This is a genomic window from Nostoc sp. DSM 114161, from assembly GCF_052692665.1.
In genome coordinates, this window is record NZ_CP195141.1 from 4,222,726 (window position 1) to 4,240,557 (window position 17,832).

The window sequence follows — 17,832 nt, forward strand, 5'->3', positions numbered from 1 at the left end:
TCCCTTCAGCTTAAACCCAGCTTATCCGCGCATTTTTTCCTATGTTTAAATTAATCGGTACTGTACCTGACGTACATATACCGGATGGCATAAATTAGATCTCTTGCAAAAGTTCTTTTTGTAAGAGGTGGGAAAAGGTTAAAGGGGAAAGGGAAAATAACAAACCTTTCCCCCTTTTCCCGACTTCTGCAAGAAGTCTATTGTATGGCGATCGCTAATTTCGGCGTTGTTCAAAATTCCACTTCTTCTCGTTCTTTTGCTATAGTTTCAGCCTTACTTCTAGCTTTAGCTACCCAAGACTTTGCATCAATGTATTTAGCAAGTTGTTCGACTGTTGGCGCTTCAAATAAATTGCGTACAGCCAAATCTATTTGGAAGGTGTCACGGATGCGGGAAGTTAGCTGAGTCGCCAACAGAGAATGACCCCCCAATTCAAAGAAATTGTCGCGGACGCCTACTTGCTCTTTTCCCAAGACTTTAGCCCAAATTTCTGCTAGTAACTCTTCAAGTTGCGATCGCGGTGTCACGAAATCTTGATAATTGAAAGTAATTGTCTCAGGTGTGGGTAAAGCACGGCGATCGATTTTGCCATTAGGTGTTAAAGGTAAAGATTCCAATATCGCATAAGCTTTTGGAATCATGTATTCTGGTAACTTTGATTTCAAAAATTCTCGAATTAACGACGCAAAGGTTTGTACGTTTTGGCTCGGTATTTGTTCGTCGTTGGCAACAATATAAGCCACTAAATATTTATTATCAGGTACGTCTTCTCTAGCAATGACAACAGCTTCTCTCACTCCTAAATGTTGACTCAACACCGCTTCTATCTCTGACAATTCGATGCGGAAACCGCGAATTTTTACCTGATTGTCAATGCGACCTAAAAATTCAATATTGCCATCTATTCCATACCGAGCTAAATCACCCGTCTTATAAAGGCGTGTTTTTAGTTTATTACTAAAAGTTTGAGTAATAAAGCGTTCAGCAGTTAATTCACTGCGATTGAGATATTCTCGCGCCAGTCCTTCTCCACCTATATATAATTCGCCAGTAACGCCAATCGGCACAGGCTGTAAATACTTATCTAATATATATATTTCTGTGTTAGCGATCGGACGACCAATAGGTAAATATGTCTCTGATTCTGCTAATTTTTCTACATAATAATAAGAAGAAAATGTTGTATTTTCTGTCGGGCCATAAACATGAATTAAATGCTTTGGCGCACCATATTTGATAATTTTTTTAACCCATCTTATATCGACAGTCTCGCCACCAAATAGTAAAGATTTCAAGGTTGCGAAAGCTTGGGGAACATCTCTAGCAATCTGTTGAAACAAGGCAGTAGTCAAAAACAGAACATTAATACCTTTCTCTCGTAACTGTAATGAAAATTCGTGAGGCGAAAGAGTTACATCTTTACTAATTCCCACAAGTTGAGCGCCATTAAGTAAGGCTCCCCAAATCTCAAACGTCGCTGCATCAAAAGAAGTGTTTGAGGCTTGGGCGATTATATCAGATGGTGATAATTTTATATAGTTCGTATTACACACTAATCGATTTACAGCTTTATGAGGTATAGCCACTCCCTTGGGTTTTCCTGTAGAACCAGAAGTGTAAATAACATAAGCTAAACGATCGCTATTTAAATCGCTTTTAGGGTTGTCTTCCTTTTCTTGGTTAATAATTTTCCAATCTTTATCTATACAAATAATTTGATTTGAGAAATCTGGAAAATGCTCAAGCAAGTTTTCTTGTGTTAGTAATACTGAAACTTGAGCATCTTCCAGCATAAAATTTATGCGTTCTTGGGGATAGCTGGGGTCTAATGGAACATAGGCTCCCCCTGCTTTCAGAATACCCAGCAACCCAATAATCATTTCTATAGAATGTTGAATACAAATGCCGACTAAAACTTCTGAAGCTACTCCTAATTTTTTTAAATAGTGTGCTAGTTGATTGCTGCGAGTATTCAACTCTTGATAAGTGAGTTGCTCGTTAGCAAAGTTTACTGCTATAGAATCAGGATAATGCTGTGCTTTTTCTTCAAACAATTGATGAATACATTTATTTTGAGGATAATCTGCTTGGGTGTTATTCCATTCCATTAATATTTGATGTAGCTCAAATTCATCTAATAATGGTAAATTAGCAACTCGTTGTTCTGGATTTGCAACAATCCCTGATAACAGAGTTTTAAAATGTTTGAGCATTCGGCTAATGGTGGCTCTCTCAAACAAATCTGTGTTGTAAACTATTACACCTCGCAAACCTTCAGAATATTCCCAGCTTCCACCCCATAAGCTTCTAAAATCGTCCGAACACTTCCACAAATGCAGTTCCAAATCGAAACGCGTTTTTTTCAAATCAATATTCATAAAGCTAGGTACTAACCCAGGCAACTCTAGTGCTGACATTGGCGCATTCTGAAAACCAAACACCACTTGAAATAGTGGATGTTGGCTCAAGTTTCGCTCTGGATGTAGTTCTTCAACTAACTTTTCAAACGGTAAATCTTGATGGCTGTATGCTCCTAAAGTTACCTCCCGGACTCTGCTTAATAGTTCTCGAAAATTAGGATTTCCAGATAAGTCACTTCGTAGTACTAAACTATTGACAAAAAAACCAATTATTCCTTCAATTTCGCTGCGGTTGCGGTTAGCAATTGGCGAACCTAGCGCGATATCTTCTTGATATGTGTAGCGGTAAAGTAACGTTTTAAATGCTGCCAGCAGCGTCATAAATAAGGTAGCACTTTCTTGCTGTGACAGCTTTTCTAATGCATCAATTAGCTTTTTTGGTAACTCTAGAAATTGTGTTGCTCCTTGATAGCTTTGTATCGTTGGTCTTGGTTTGTCAGTAGGCAGATGCAGTATAGAAATACTGTTTAATTGCTCTCGCCAGTAGGCTAACTGGCTTTGAAGTACTTCTTTTTGCAGCCATTCGCGCTGCCAGTGAGCAAAATCGGCGTACTGAAGAGGCAGTTCTACTAGAGGAGAAAGCTGGTTTTGTGCAAAAGCAGCGTACAGCGTTCCCAATTCTTGAATCAGTATCCCAATAGACCAATCGTCGCAGATAATGTGGTGCATATTCAGTAATAGAATATGTTCTGTCTCACAAAGCACAAGCAGCATTACTCGCAACAATGGGCCGGAGGATAAATCGAAGGGATGTTCTATCTCTGCGGTAATAATACACTTTGCTTCAACTTCTTGTTTATCAGCTGGCAATTGCTGGAGGTCGAATACAGAAATAGGTATTGTTAAGGTGGGTGTAATGGCCTGTAAGGGTTGCCCATCCAACACTATAAATGTGGTGCGTAAGGTTTCATGACGACGCACGATTTCGTTAAAAGTTTGTTCTAGTGCGGCTAAGTTCAGCGAACCTGTTAAGCGAATTACTGTCGGCACATTGTAGATACTATTGCCGGGGATCAACTGGTCGAGGAACCACAGCCGTTGTTGAGCAAAAGATGGGGGAAAGACGAAGACTTCTTCAGAAGACATATGTTAGGGGGCAGGGGGCAGGAGGCAAAAGCTAGTTTTTATCAGGGTTTTAAAGTTTTGTATTTTACATTTAATTATCTCTTCCTACTTATTACAGGACTTATGCACACTCTACAAATCCTTGGCGTTCTCGGCGTCTTGGCGGTTGGATAAATTAAGCTTTTTGGTAATTTCTGCGTAAGTTTTGATATGAATTTATCTCACGCAGAGGCGCAGAGGCGCAGAGAGAAAGAGTTGAGAAGAGAGGTTTTGTATGTCAGTCTGATTTTAAATTTTGTGCTTTCTCGATGCAGGCTTTTAGCTGTGCAGCGAGAATTTGGATATGGGGTTTTCTTAGCATAGTTAGATGATTGCCGGGAATATGATGAATTTCAATTTTTCCCAGAGTTAGCCGATGCCAACCCATACTCGGATCTTCTTTGGTAATGCTTTGAACCTTTGTTCTGAAAAGATTAATTCCTTTAGGGTACGTTTGGGGAACGTAGTTGAGAACTGCTTGGCTATTGGCATAGAAAACACGAAGCATAGGACGAATTGCTAACTCGCTTAAAAGTCTTAACTTGGATTCTTTAGGTATAACGTTGACTGTGGCATCCTCTTTCAGGGTGAGATGAGAGAAGAGATTTGTTTGGAGCGATCGCACAATTTGATTAAAATTAGTCCACCGATAAGTTAAACTGTTAACTCTATCTTTGCTGATAGCGATAATTAAATACAAATAATCAAGAAAAAACGGCCATATATATCGCGCCACTGTAGTCAGCATAAACTTGAAACCATTACCCAAAGAAGGTATATTTCCTGGAATTGGTGCTAAAGTATCAAGCACAGCCAGTAAAGCCACTTCTTCGCCAGACTTTTGCAGTTGTTGAGCCATTTCATAAGCAACCCAACCTCCAAAAGACCAACCTCCTAAAAAATAAGGGCCTTCGGGCTGCACTTTACGTAATGCTTCAATATAATGGCTAGCCATATCTTCAATGCGAGTTAGTGGAGAACTTTTTCCGTCAAGTCCAATAGGTTGTAGCCCATATAATGGCTGATTTTTTCCTAAATGATTAGCTAATTCGTAATAAGGAAAAACAACACCAAAAATCGGATGAATGCAGAATAAAGGGGTGTTAGAACCAGCAGTTTGAATCGGAACTAAGGGCGACCACGGGAGAGAATCTGCTTTTGAGGATAGAGAAGTTGCTAAACTTTCTATTGTTGGATTTAAAAATAAGGTAGATAGCGGCAATTCGCGTTCAAATTGGTTGTGTATTCGCTTCATTAGGCGTACACTTAACAGTGAATCTCCTCCTAAATCGAAGAAGTTATCGTGAATACCCACACGGTCAACGTTAAGGATTTCAGCCCAAATTTTTGCCAACATTAGTTCGGTTGGAGTACGAGGAGCGATAAATGTTTTATCTATTGAGTAGTTAGCCGGAATGTCAAGTGCTGTTAGCGCACAACGATCGACTTTGCCACTAACTGTTAGCGGTAGAAAATCTAGCATTACAAAAGCTTTTGGGATCGCGTATTCTGGTAATTTATCTTTTAAAAATTTACCTAGTAAGGACGCGAAATTGTGGTTTTCTAAATTAGCAACAATATAAGCCATTAAGTATTTATCGCGAGAAACATTTTCTTTAACGATCGCTACTGCTTTTTGTACGCTTTGATGCTGACTCAGCACTGCTTCAATTTCTGACAATTCAATGCGGAATCCACGAATTTTTACTTGATTATCAATGCGACCTAAAAATTCAATATTACCGTCTGCTTGATACCGAGCTAAATCACCAGTTTTATAAAGTCGCTCTCCCTTTTTATCGTTAAAAGGATTGGGAATAAATTTTTCAGCAGTTAATTCTGGGCAGTTAATATAGCCTTGGGCTAATCCTTCACCACCTATGTATAATTCGCCTATAATTCCAATTGGTAAAGGTTGTAAATACTTATCTAATATATAAATTTGGGTGTTAGCAATAGGACGACCAATTAGTATTTTTTCACTCTGAGGTTTAATTTCTGCAACGGTTGACCAAACCGTTGCTTCAGTAGGGCCATAAGCATTAAAAAACCGACGTTGAGAGTTACACCAACGTTTTACAATATCATCGGTGCAGGATTCGCCTGCACAAATAATAGTTTGCAATGCTGGAAGTGATTCTGTAGGTAGTACTGCTAACACTGCTGGCGGCAGGGTGACGTGAGTAATAGATTTTTCGCGCAAAAATTTTAGCAAAGGTTGTCCGGGTAGAAGCGATTCTTTATTTAACAAATAAAGACTTGCTCCTGTTTGTAGTGCCATGACAATCTCAAAAATTGAGGCATCGAAACTTAACGAGGCAAATTGTAGAATGCGGTTATTTGGTTGGATGTTAAAAACCTGAATCTGAGCTTTTGCTAAGTTGGATAATCCTTGATGCTGTAGTAAAACACCTTTAGGCTTTCCTGTTGAACCAGAGGTGTAGATAACATAAGCTAGGTTGTCAGATGTTACGCAGGTGGTTGGGTTTTCTTGGCTGTGTTGTGTAATAATCGCCCAATCTTTATCTATGCAAACTATTGGATTTGAAAAGTTTTCAAAATGCTTGAGTAATTTTTCTTGTGTCAGCAATACTGAAACTCTTGCATCTTCTAAAATAAAGTTAAGACGCTCTTGAGGTAAGCTTGGTTCTAAAGGTAGGTATGCTCCACCTGCTTTGAAGATGGCTAATAGTGCGATTATCATCTGTGGCGAACGCTCTACACAAATACCAACTAAAACATCAGGAAGTACACCCATTTTTTGCAAGTGACGTGCAAGTTGATTCGCTCGGATATTTAATTGTTTATAGCTGAGTTTTTCGTTACCAAATACTAGTGCGATCGCATCAGGAGTTTTTTCCACCTGCGCTTCAAATAACTGATGAAAACATTTGTGTAGGTACTCTATTTTCGTATCATTCCAATCAATTAATAAGTCTTGCCGTTCTTCCACAGTCAGCAAAGATAAATCTGAAAGCCGCTGTTCTGGATTGGCAACAACGCTTTCTAGCAGCGTTTGAAAATGTCCCAGCATTCGAGTAATAGTTGTCTCATCAAATAAATCCGTGCTATACACTACTTGCCCTTTCAAACTTTCCAAGTCCCGCCACAGATGAAACTCTAAATCAAGCTTTGCAGTTTTGCTGTCAAATTCAAATAACGAAAGTGTTAACCCAGGTAACTCTACCGCATCTATGGGAGTGTTTTGAAGACTAAATACAACCTCAAAAAAAGGATGATGGCTCAAATCTCGCTCTGGTTGCAGTTCCTCTACCAGCTTTTCAAAGGGTAAATCTTGATGGCTGTATGCTCCTAAAGTTACCTCTCGCACTCGATTTAATAATTCTCGAAATGTCGGGTTACCTGAGAAATTTGTACGTAGCACCAAGCTATTAACAAAAAAACCAATTAATCCTTCGAGTTCGCTATGGTTGCGATTAGCAATAGGCGAACCTACTGTAATATCCTCTTGCTGCGTGTAACGATAAAGCAAGGTTTGAAATGCTGCCAGCAGAGTCATAAACAAGGTAATGCCTTGTTGTTGGCTAAATCCTTCTAGCGCCTGAGTTAAATCTTGCGGTAGTTCCAAAAATTGTTTTGCACCCTTATAAGTTGGAACTGGTGGCCTTAATCTGTCTGTGGGGAGATTGAGTATTGAAATTCCGTCTAACTGCTTTTGCCAGTAAGCTAACTGAGTTTGTAATGGCGAAGTGCCGTTTGCGCCTACACCTTGCAGCCACTCTCGCTGCCATTCGGCGAAATCTGCATACTGAATGGGTAGCTCTGGCAAGGACGCCGGCTGATTTTCTACAAAAGCTTTGTATAATATTCCCAATTCTTTAATTAGCACTCCAATTGACCAACCATCGGCAACAATGTGATGGAGATTTAACAGCAGCATATATTCTGCTTCATCTAGTTGTAGTAGCTTTACTCGCAGTAATGGCCCAGTGGTGAGATTGAAAGGACATTGAGCCTCTTGGGTAACGATTTGTTGCACTTGTGTCTCACGTTCTTGGCTCTTGAAATTGCGTAGGTCTATTAAAGGAAGAGGTATGGTTAAACTGGGTGCAACTGCCTGTACTGGTTCCTCCACCATCACAAACGTAGTGCGTAAAGTTTCGTGGCGACGCACAATTTCGTTGAATGTCTGCTTTAAGGCGGTGAAGTTGAGCGAGCCTTTCAGCCGAAGTGCTGTTGACACATTGTAAAATGGATTGCCAGGTGCTAACTGGTCGAGAAACCACAATCGCTGCTGCGCGAAAGAAGTAGGAAAAACGAAAACCTCGACTTCTTCAGAAAAATTGAGTTCTTCATCATCTGCAAGATTAGTGAGAATATATTGACTCATAAGTAAATGGCAAACAGTTCTGGTGGAATTTGTGGAAACTTTTTCTCAGCCCATCGATTTATTAAAAGTGGACGCTACTCTAAGAAAGCTTACAATGAAAAGTTCAGATTTATTGAAGTCCTTGAACGTAATCATCAGACAATGGCTTGTATACATACAATAAATCGTCTGTAAAAATCTCAAAATTATGCTTAAAAGAATCTTGAAAGATGTCATTCAATTTTTAGGCTTAATGTCTTTATTAGGAATTGGAACATTTGGTTTCTACATGGCAATGGTAGCGTATCAATTATGCCAACTTGACAGGCAGTGTCCTCTGTACCAATTTCAACAACCACAATTAACTTCTCTGGAATACCAACAGCCCAAAATCCCAAGCGAATAAATAGGTGCTAGCCCATAACATCAGAGAACCTTGCCTTTGAATGTTTCTAATTAGGAACTCAGGTTCGTCAAGAGAAAAGCTTTCGCCTAACACATTCTCGACTAACAATTTCTCCGTTTCAGGGTCGTTAGAAGCTACATCCTTGACTGCAACGTGTTTTCAGTATTGCTCTGACAATAACATTTGAGATTTTGCAGAAAATTATCCTCACAAATTGATTTACTTATTTTGAGGATACAAAAATCTAATCACAAAAAACAGGGAACGGGCGACAGGTAGGACGTGCATAAGTCGCTGCGTAACCAATATTTAGAAGAAACGCGCACTATCCACTGGCAGTTTAACCGAAACTTTATGCAAAAATTAGAATCTAAACTAAAGCAATTTTGACGTTGAAAGAAGTTGTGATTAACCTACGCCCCGCTACCTCTGCTGATTTGGATTTGTTGCGATACTGGGATGAAAAACCTCATGTGATTTCCTCAGATCCTAACGACGATTGGCACTGGCAAGTGGAACTCGAACGCACTCCCGATTGGAGAGAGCAATTAATTGCTGAAATTGACGATCGTCCTATCGGATTTATCCAAATCATCGATCCAGCACGTGAGGAGAGTAAGTATTGGGGTGATGTCACCGAGGATATTCGTGCTATTGATATTTGGATTGGAGAAGAGACAGATTTGGGCAAAGGCTATGGAACGAAAATGATGCAGTTAGCAATTACCCGATGTTTTGCAGACTCATCTGTGACGGCTATACTCATCGATCCCCTAGCTAGTAATACTCGCGCCCACCGCTTTTATGAACGTCTTGGCTTCCAATTTATCGAACATAGAAGATTTGGTGACGATGAGTGCTTTGTTTATCGCCTGAGCCGAGCAAATTGGGATCATGAAACTGAGATGTGCAAATGATACAGCACATTAGGTACAGGTTATCGTAGGGGCTTTACAGCTGTGCATTGGTGTCAACTTAAGCTCAAATTGCCCCACAATCGTTTTACCCCACCCCCAACCCCTCCCCTTGCTAAGGGGAGGGGAGGTTTTGGCTTTAGACAAAACCGGGTGGGGTAACGCGGATCTTGATGGGAAGTGAGAGAACTGAATATCACATCTTTATAAGGGTTTAACGCTAAATTGACAACGGAATGTAGCCCTTTAATCTGTAGGGACGTACAGCTGTACGCCCCTACTCAACCCTCAGCACTGTTTTGGTGAGGAATTTGCTTAAGACAATTAGCAAAATCCACACCAGAAAGTATTCGGTTTGAGTCAGCAGCGAAAATAACCGCTTGTTAGCTTAGAGAAGTGCTAATTACAAACTCAATCCTTACTCACAGCGAGAACTATCAACAAGAGGTTTAAGACTATCAGTAAAAACTGTAGGTTTTAAGCTTTACAGAAAAGTTTGATGCGAAGAAAAAACTGGCTTTTAATAACAGGGTTTGCCCTTTTAATTTTGACTATGGTTTTGCACAAAGAATTTATGGATAAAACTCATACTGTCACGGGAATGTATATATTCGGCGATAGTCTTTCAGATACAGGAATGGTATTCCAAGCGACAGGAAGAATGTATCCACCTAATCCAACTTATTTTCAGGGGCGTTACTCCAATGGTCGAGTATGGATTGAGTATCTAAGCGATCGCTTGCATCTTTCCTCTAAACAAACTAACAATTTTGCTTACGGAGGAGCAACCACTGGCAGTACTAGCAATAGTTATGTACCTAGTTTACTCAACCAAGTGCAGTCATTTACCCAAACACAAAAAAAGGCTAATTCTGATGATTTGTATGTTTTATGGGCAGGGGCAAATGATTATTTGCAGGGGGTAAGCAATGCAACTGTTCCTGTAAACAATCTGATTAGTGCAACTAACTTGCTAACTGATATAGGTGTCCGAAAGATTTTGTTAGCCAATTTACCAGATTTGGGACAGCTACCTGCGACAAGAAGCACTACTAATTCTGTAAATTTGAGTGCATTAACACAAGCACACAATCAAGGCTTAAGACGCTCGCTCAAGGTATTGATTCAACAAAATCCCCAGCTTCAGATTGCGACTTTAGATGCTAACAGCTTATACCGAGATGCAATAACAAATCCAGCAGCATTTGGTTTTACAAATGTCATTGGTTCGTGTGTATCTAGCTCTAGTATCTGTAATCATCCAGAGCAATTTTTGTTCTGGGATGGCATTCATCCGACAACAGCGGCTCATCGCATTATAGGAGAAAAAGCTTTTACAACCATTCAAGAAGCAGGAATGATTCGTTCTGATTCGATATTGGTTCCATGAACAAGAATTCAGGAGTAGAGCGAAGGCGTTCTGCTCTTGAATTCTGTTTTCATAAATTTCCACTTACACAGAAAGTTAACCTTTTTCTTGGAAAATAAGAAATATAGCAGTTGAAGGATAGTTTCGGACATAAGCTGACCGTAAAACCCAGACACCAACAGACTTTCTTTGTCTGTTGCCTGCTATATGTTAATTTACCTGGATTAAGTTTATATGGAAACAATTAAATACATTCTCAGTGAAGACCAAATGCCAGCAGCTTGGTACAATATCCAAGCTGATTTACCGCAGCCATTACCGCCAGTTTTACATCCAGGTACTGGTAAGCCAATTACACCAGATGACTTATTGCCTCTGTTTCCCTTAGCACTAGTTGAACAAGAAGTTACTGTCGAAAGATGGATTGAGATACCGGAGGCAGTACGCTGGATTTATTGCCAATGGCGACCGACTCCTCTTTATCGTGCCCGTCGTTTAGAACAAGCTTTAGATACACCAGCTAAAATCTATTACAAGTATGAAGGTGTTAGCCCTTCCGGAAGCCATAAACCAAACACTGCTGTTGCTCAAGCATACTACAACAAAGAAGCAGGAGTAAAAAAATTAACTACTGAAACAGGTGCGGGACAGTGGGGATCGTCTTTAGCATTTGCTGGAGCATTATTTGGTTTGGAAGTGCTAGTTTACATGGTTAATGTTAGCTATCAACAAAAGCCTTATCGCCGCGCGTTAATGGAGAGCTATGGTGCTAGGGTAGTGGCAAGCCCCAGTCATGAAACCCAAGCCGGACGTAAGATTCTTACAGAATATCCCAACAGTACAGGCAGTTTGGGTATTGCCATTAGTGAAGCCGTGGAAGTAGCAGCAGCTGACGAACAAACTAAGTATGCTTTAGGCAGTGTTCTCAATCACGTACTACTACATCAAACAGTGATTGGACTGGAAGCACTAACTCAATTAGAGATGGCAGGAGATTACCCCGATATTGTTATCGGTTGTACGGGTGGCGGTAGTAACTTTGCCGGAATTGCTTTTCCATTTATCGGTGCGAAACTGCGAGGAGAACGAGATATACAAGTAATAGCTGTGGAACCAGCAGCTTGTCCCTCATTAACTCGCGGCAAATATGCTTATGATTTTGGGGATACTGCCCACCTGACTCCACTAACGAAGATGCACACTTTGGGTAGTGGATTTGTGCCGGAAGGCATCCATGCTGGAGGCTTGCGCTATCACGGTATGGCTCCTTTGGTCAGCCATATTGTGAATTTGGGATTAGTTCAATCGCGTGCTGAATACCAACTTGGTTGCTTTGCAGCCGGATTAACTTTTGCAAAAGCAGAAGGAATTTTACCAGCGCCAGAGGCGAACCATGCAGTCAAAGCAGCGATTGACGAGGCTTTACGTTGCAAGGAAGAAGGTGTTAGTAAAACTATCCTATTTAATCTTTGCGGCCACGGACACTTTGATATGCAAGCTTATATTGATTATCAAGCCGGAAAGCTTGTTGATACCGAATATAGTGCTGCTGAAGTGGCAATGGCGCTAGCTGGATTACCTGTAGTTCAGTAGTTATAGCAGCCAACGGGCAACAGGCAAACAACCCCACCCCGCACGCGGGGAGGGGGTTAAGGGGAGCCAGCGACAGATATGATATTACCGCCGACTCCGAAAACCTTGTTTTCCATTAACTTGGTCGAAGAGTACATCGTATTTATCAAAAAATGCAATTCCAGGATTTACAAATATACTCATTTGTGATTGTGGTGAGATACTCAAATTCCAGCGATTAAATCCGTCGCGATTTCCTGGTTTGAGACTGTAATCAAAAATGCCATTCATTGCCACTTTCACAGTATTTGCCGAACCCAGCACTCCTGGTTTGAGTTTTCCTGCTGTAGAAGCTGACTTGAATTCAGCTAAACCATTAATAGTTCCAGTATCAGCGATCGCTGCGGCATTACAAGAATTTTTGGCAGAACTTCCAGCAAGAGTTAAACAAACTTTGCCTAGCCGAGAGTCCCATCTGTTACCAGGTACGCCATTAATTTCGGGTTGTTGACTCCAAGAGGCTGTTTTGAAACCTGCTTGATTCTGGGCGGTTAAACCGAGAATTAGGCTGCCATTGCTGTTACTACCACCATTTCCGATGACAATAAATCCGTTACTCAGATTACCTGATAATTTTCTCAGCGGGTTATAGGGCAGTGACTTTTCAGAATAGTTGACACCAATAATACCGGAAAATGGCGCACCACTTTTTGCCGAACAATTGGGTTTTTGGGCACTACATTGGCGACTAGTAACAACCTGTACGGGAATCGGTTCTGCGGTGGGAATCAAACCAAACCGGACATTAGTATAAACTAATTCGCCTTCCAATACAGTACCATCACTTAATTCTTCCTTGATAGTTTGACCTGTTCTTTGGATGGGAGCATTACCTAAAAACTCTTGGGGAACTCTTAAGCCTGCTGAGCCTGTATCTAATAAAACACGTTTTGGTTGACCATTGGCGATCGCCACTTCCAAAAAATAGCCGCGAACGCGCTGACCGAGGGAAGGCTTTGGATATAAAGGCAGGGATACGGTGTTAAAAGTTGGCTGGCGGGGTGTGTTTTGAGAGATGTCGCGCAATGCTGAATTAGGAAAAAGAGCCGCAAACGCCGATTGGCGTTGGGGTGCTGGTTCGGGCGCGATATCCCAAAGGCTTTCATAGTAGAAAAAGCCGATACCTAAACCGCGCTGTTGCGCTGCTACTACCTGAGATTGGATTTGCGCTATGGAAACTGGACGATTTCGTAACCCCGCCATAATCCCAATACCAGTTGGGATGACTTGTTGAGTTTCTAAAATTTCTGGGCGGGTAATTTGACCGATAAAACTTTCCAAATCATTACGGTACACCTGCATAACTAACTCATCAACAATGCCCAACCTTACCCAGTTGAGCCAATCTTGCAGTTGCAGCTTGTAAGCAAAATCATAGTAATTAGGAGCAACTGAGAAGATAGCATTTGGTTTTTGGGCTTTCACACTTTGATAGAGGTCTACCATGAAGGCAGTAATTTTATCTGCCCGCCATTTTATCCATGCTTGGGCTTGGGGATTGGGTGGAGGAGGATTGCCAGTTTCTTGAGTATATAGACTAATCGTGTACTTATCGTAACCAAAATCTACGGGTAAACTCGTATGATCGTCAAATTGAACGCCATCAGCATTGTATTTCGTAATTACTTCCATCACGAGTTCGCGGATAAAGCTTTGCACTTGGGGGTGAAAGGGATTCAACCACGCTACTTCACCGGCAGCACTAATTGAAGTTTGAGTTCCATCCTGCTTTTGTGTTAGCCAATCTGGATGCTGTGACGCCAGTTCCGAAGTTAGAGGAACCATAAAACCAAATTCAAACCAGGGTATTGCTAGTAATCCTTGGCTGCGGGCTTGACTAATAATGTCTGCAATCACATCTTGCCCCTCTGTTCCCTTGAAGAAAAAAGGAATACCTTCTTTCTGCATGATGGCGCTGGGGTATTGTGTATAACCATCATTCCAGACTACGGGATAAACAGTATTAAAGTTTAACTTTCGCAGTTGGCTCATACCAGCTTGGACTTGTGAGCGATTTCTAAAAACGCTAAAATCGTTACCACTGAGCCACACGCCCCGAATTTCTTGGCGAGGTAATTGGGCAACAGCAGGGGCAAAGCTGTTGAGTTGCAATACTGCAAAGAATGATATTACACACAATAACGGCAGCAGACGCTTTCTCAAAAGCCACCAAGCTCGATCGCTCAAAGACCATATCTGTTGACGGGCTACACCAAGCTTGCTTAGACCTAGTACTACCCATCTCTTAACAGGTTTAAATAGTAAATTATTTAGAGTCGCATTAATTTTTCTGCTTTTTTCCCAAAACTGAGTTGTCATTACTTCTATTTACTAAACGTCGGTTAATTGGTTACATTCGATTCCATATAAATGTTAAATTGCCATACCAGGAAAACTGATACAGCAATTTAGCAGCAACATAGTTGACGCAGTTATAAGGTTACTAGTGCCAGAAAAAAATGTTTCAAATGTAGGGAAACTGTAACAAATAAAAACGATGACTGTTGAGTGTGAATGAGTGTGAGATGGTGTGATGAAGTTTATTGTTGTGGTATCCTTAAACCCATGAATTTCAAACCTCACCAAAGTACTTTTGACGAGAAACTCAGCGCAGGTATTGGGCTGTTCCTTGGGTTGCTGTTCGTTGGGGGCGGTTTTTGGGTGCGTAACATAACCGCGCACGAAATTGCAACGCTAAAGGAAACGCGGGGTACGGTGGTGGACAGCATCAGCCGTCGCGATCGCACCAGTAACAACAATCAAGAAAAAGAAACCTATGCACCAGTTATCGAGTTTCTAGCCAACGGCGAACGCACTCGCTTTACAGGCAGTTATGAGTCTTACCGTTCCAGCAACGGCAAGATAGTTGTGGTACGTTACGATCCCAAACAACCAATAAAGACTGCGCGTGTGGTGAATTCGCTTGAAGGCTTAGTACCTTGGGGCATGTTTGCTATGGGTGGATTCGCCGTTGTTTATAGCCTGGGCGCATTTTTGCCTGTACGCTGGTCTTCAGGTGAGTAACTAGTAGTCTGTTAACCCAAAAATGCGCTAGTGAGGGCTGGGGAAAGGGGAAGGGGTAAAGGGAAAAGGTTTTAAATCCCTTTCCCTTTCCCCTTTCCCCTTTACCCTTTAAAGAGCCAAGTTCACTATTGCGAACTACTATTAGTCAATTCTCAGGTAGCTTGGGAATATAGAGTTTAGATTTTCAAAATGTCTTTAACCGAAGAAATTCTTTCCCAACTACCGGGCGATGTTCTAGCAGGCTTGCGTCAGAGCGATCGCATCTTAACATCCCTAAGAGAAAATACTGCACCTATACCAACATTAGTTACAGAAAGTCAGCAGCCTTTAGGCGTTGCAGACTGGGATGTGCTTATCTGCGGTGGCACCTTAGGAATTTTAATTGGTTCGGCTTTAGCTGTGAAGGGGCTGCGGGTGGCGTTGATGGAACGGGGGATTCTGCGGGGGAGGGAACAAGAGTGGAATATTTCTCGTAAAGAATTAGATGTGTTCGTGGAATTGAATTTGTTGACTGAGGAGGAATTAGAAACTGCGATCGCCACTCAATATAACCCAGCACGAGTAGGCTTTCATGGTGGTACAGAAATTTGGGTAGAAGATGTTTTGAATATCGGTGTAGATCCTGTATATTTACTGGCTACATTAAAAACGCGATTTCTCAATGCTGGGGGAAAGTTATTAGAAAACACACCTTTTAAAGAAGCGGTGGTGCATCCAGATGGGGTGATGGTAAATAGCCAATTCAAAACTAGGTTATTAATCGACGCAATGGGACATTTTTCTCCCATCACACAACAAGCACGTCAAGGAAAAAAACCAGACGCCCTTTGCTTAGTGGTGGGAACTTGCGCTAAAGGTTTTCCGGAAAATAACTCAGGCGATTTGTTGTTATCATTTACATCTTTGCACAATCAGTGCCAGTACTTCTGGGAAGCCTTCCCAGCTAGAGACGGTAGAACTACTTACTTGTTTACCTACATGGATGCACATCCCCAACGCTTCAGCTTGTCAACTTTCTTTGAGGAATATCTGCGTTTGCTACCAGAATATCAGGGTGTGGAATTGAGTCAGCTGAAATTTCAACGGGCGTTGTTTGGCTTTTTTCCCAGCTTTCGCCAAAGTCCCCTCAAAACTCCTTGGAATCGCATTCTACCAGTGGGAGATAGCAGCGGTAACCAATCTCCGTTGAGTTTTGGCGGTTTTGGTGCGATGGTGCGTCACTTAAAGCGTTTAACATTTGGCATTGACGAAGCGTTGCAAACCGAACAATTATCAGCAAAAGCACTGTCACTGCTGCAACCGTATCAGCCAAGTTTGACTGTTACCTGGTTATTTCAAAAAGCCATGAGTGTTAGTGTAAATCAGAAAATTCCCCCAGATCGAATTAACCAACTACTCTCAGCAGTATTTGAAGAAATGCAAAAGTTAGGTACGCCAGTACTGAAGCCATTTTTACAAGATATAGTACAATTTTGGCCCCTGACGCAAACACTGTTAAAAACTAATTTCTCTCATCCAGAAATAGTTATCAAAATAATTCCCCAACTAGGTTTGGGAAGTTTGTTAGATTGGATGCTACATTACAGTAATTTAGGTATTTATACTACCTTATTTAAGTTAAGTCCAATGTTAGAAACATGGATGAAGAATCAACCAAGCGAACAACAATATTATTGGCATCGTTTGATTGATGCTTGGAAGTACGGCTCTGGTGGTGACTACTCATAACAATAGAATTGGTGAATTCAGGAGTCAAAAGTTAGAATGGTTGAAAAACTAATGGTTTTATACTTAGTGAATTTTGTTTAAATTATCAAGCTTGCATATCCAAGCCTGATTAATTCTGAATTCTGAATTCTGAGTTCTAATTAGATAGATAATATGTGTGTGAGGATAATATGATTGAACGGAAATCTGGGGGAATCAAATACTTTGCAGTACTGATTGGTTTTTTGCGCGATCGCCAAGGTTTTTTAGAGGAAGTTCGCCAAGGTACAAGATTACCAAATAAAATCATTTCTCTACTAGTTTGTAGTTCCTTATTCCTCGCCGTCTATGGCGGAATTATCGGTGCATATCATAGCTGGATGCAAGCTTTGTCTTCGGCCATCAAACTCCCAGCCCTTTATTTAATTACACTGCTGATTTGTATCCCAACGTTGTATTTTGCTAACGTTATTTTCGGTTCAAAGCGGACTTTTGGACAGCATTTAGCATTAGTATTGACCGCAGTTTCGGTGACTAGCGTACTTTTATTTAGTTTTGCACCTATTACCCTGTTTTTCTTACTGACTACCAATAATTACCAATTTTTAATTCTCTTAAATGTTTTTATTTTTGCACTAACTGGATTTATTGGTATTTCCTCGTTATATCAAGCCACGAGTTTAGTTTTAGAACAAGATGATGAAGGTAGCAAAACACGTCAGAAGATTTTACAATTTTGGCTGTTTCTTTATGCTTTCGTCGGTAGTCAGCTAGGATGGACTCTCAGACCATTTTTTGGCACGCCTGATTCTGCATTTCAATTGTTTCGCGAAAGAGAAGGTAATTTTTATCTTAGCGTGATTCAAGCTATCAGCTACTTGCTGGGAATTCGTCATTAGGGAAGAATTCAGAATGGGCTACGCCCC

Annotated in this window: 9 protein-coding genes and 1 pseudogene; 7 read left to right on the top strand and 3 right to left on the bottom strand. The window is 41.0% G+C overall.

Annotated features, from left to right (window positions below):
• Window positions 1-230: 230 nt before the first annotated feature.
• Window positions 231-3,506, bottom strand: a pseudogene (locus NSTC745_RS18330) (non-ribosomal peptide synthetase); the annotation flags it as partial.
• Window positions 3,507-3,762: 256 nt separating this feature from the next.
• Window positions 3,763-7,875: a non-ribosomal peptide synthetase gene (locus NSTC745_RS18335; protein WP_445638423.1), complete on the bottom strand. Its 4,113-nt coding sequence runs from the start codon at window positions 7,873-7,875 to the stop codon at window positions 3,763-3,765.
• Window positions 7,876-8,062: 187 nt separating this feature from the next.
• Between NSTC745_RS18335 and NSTC745_RS18340 the strand changes: the two genes are divergently transcribed.
• The 4 genes from NSTC745_RS18340 to NSTC745_RS18355 all read left to right on the top strand — a co-directional run bounded on the left by NSTC745_RS18340 (window position 8,063) and on the right by NSTC745_RS18355 (window position 12,136).
• Entirely contained in the window at window positions 8,063-8,260 is a 198-nt protein-coding gene (locus tag NSTC745_RS18340) for a hypothetical protein (protein WP_445638424.1), read from the top strand.
• A 404-nt stretch (window positions 8,261-8,664) separates the two neighbouring features.
• On the top strand, window positions 8,665-9,177 hold the full coding sequence (locus NSTC745_RS18345) for a GNAT family N-acetyltransferase (protein ID WP_445638425.1): 513 nt from the start codon (window positions 8,665-8,667) through the stop codon (window positions 9,175-9,177).
• A gap of 571 nt (window positions 9,178-9,748) precedes the next feature.
• Complete coding sequence (locus tag NSTC745_RS18350) at window positions 9,749-10,564, top strand: SGNH/GDSL hydrolase family protein (RefSeq protein WP_445638426.1); 816 nt, start codon at window positions 9,749-9,751, stop codon at window positions 10,562-10,564.
• Between the two features lie 213 nt (window positions 10,565-10,777).
• Complete coding sequence (locus tag NSTC745_RS18355) at window positions 10,778-12,136, top strand: TrpB-like pyridoxal phosphate-dependent enzyme (RefSeq protein ID WP_445638427.1); 1,359 nt, start codon at window positions 10,778-10,780, stop codon at window positions 12,134-12,136.
• Window positions 12,137-12,220: 84 nt separating this feature from the next.
• Here NSTC745_RS18355 and NSTC745_RS18360 read toward each other — a convergent pair whose 3' ends face one another.
• Window positions 12,221-14,494 carry a glycoside hydrolase family 10 protein gene (locus NSTC745_RS18360; protein WP_445638428.1) on the bottom strand — a complete coding sequence of 758 codons (2,274 nt, stop codon included), beginning with the start codon at window positions 14,492-14,494 and terminating at the stop codon, window positions 12,221-12,223.
• A gap of 246 nt (window positions 14,495-14,740) precedes the next feature.
• Here NSTC745_RS18360 and NSTC745_RS18365 point away from each other — a divergent pair, with 246 nt between their 5' ends.
• From NSTC745_RS18365 to NSTC745_RS18375, 3 genes are all read left to right on the top strand, one after another.
• Complete coding sequence (locus NSTC745_RS18365; protein ID WP_445638429.1) at window positions 14,741-15,199, top strand: DUF3592 domain-containing protein; 459 nt, start codon at window positions 14,741-14,743, stop codon at window positions 15,197-15,199.
• Window positions 15,200-15,388: 189 nt separating this feature from the next.
• Window positions 15,389-16,927: an FAD-binding oxidoreductase gene (locus NSTC745_RS18370; RefSeq protein ID WP_445638430.1), complete on the top strand. Its 1,539-nt coding sequence runs from the start codon at window positions 15,389-15,391 to the stop codon at window positions 16,925-16,927.
• A gap of 170 nt (window positions 16,928-17,097) precedes the next feature.
• Window positions 17,098-17,805, top strand: a complete 708-nt coding sequence (locus tag NSTC745_RS18375; RefSeq protein WP_445638431.1) for an actin-binding WH2 domain-containing protein — start codon at window positions 17,098-17,100, stop codon at window positions 17,803-17,805.
• Window positions 17,806-17,832 lie beyond the last annotated feature (27 nt).

Excerpts from the sequence above, each read along its gene's own strand:
- NSTC745_RS18335 (WP_445638423.1), bottom strand. The coding sequence starts at position 7,875 with ATGAGTCAATATATTCTCACTAATCTTGCAGATGATGAAGAACTCAAT.
- NSTC745_RS18340 (WP_445638424.1), top strand. The coding sequence starts at position 8,063 with ATGCTTAAAAGAATCTTGAAAGATGTCATTCAATTTTTAGGCTTAATG.
- NSTC745_RS18350 (WP_445638426.1), top strand. The coding sequence starts at position 9,749 with ATGGATAAAACTCATACTGTCACGGGAATGTATATATTCGGCGATAGT.
- NSTC745_RS18355 (WP_445638427.1), top strand. The coding sequence starts at position 10,778 with ATGGAAACAATTAAATACATTCTCAGTGAAGACCAAATGCCAGCAGCT.
- NSTC745_RS18360 (WP_445638428.1), bottom strand. The coding sequence starts at position 14,494 with ATGACAACTCAGTTTTGGGAAAAAAGCAGAAAAATTAATGCGACTCTA.
- NSTC745_RS18365 (WP_445638429.1), top strand. The coding sequence starts at position 14,741 with ATGAATTTCAAACCTCACCAAAGTACTTTTGACGAGAAACTCAGCGCA.
- NSTC745_RS18370 (WP_445638430.1), top strand. The coding sequence starts at position 15,389 with ATGTCTTTAACCGAAGAAATTCTTTCCCAACTACCGGGCGATGTTCTA.
- NSTC745_RS18375 (WP_445638431.1), top strand. The coding sequence starts at position 17,098 with ATGATTGAACGGAAATCTGGGGGAATCAAATACTTTGCAGTACTGATT.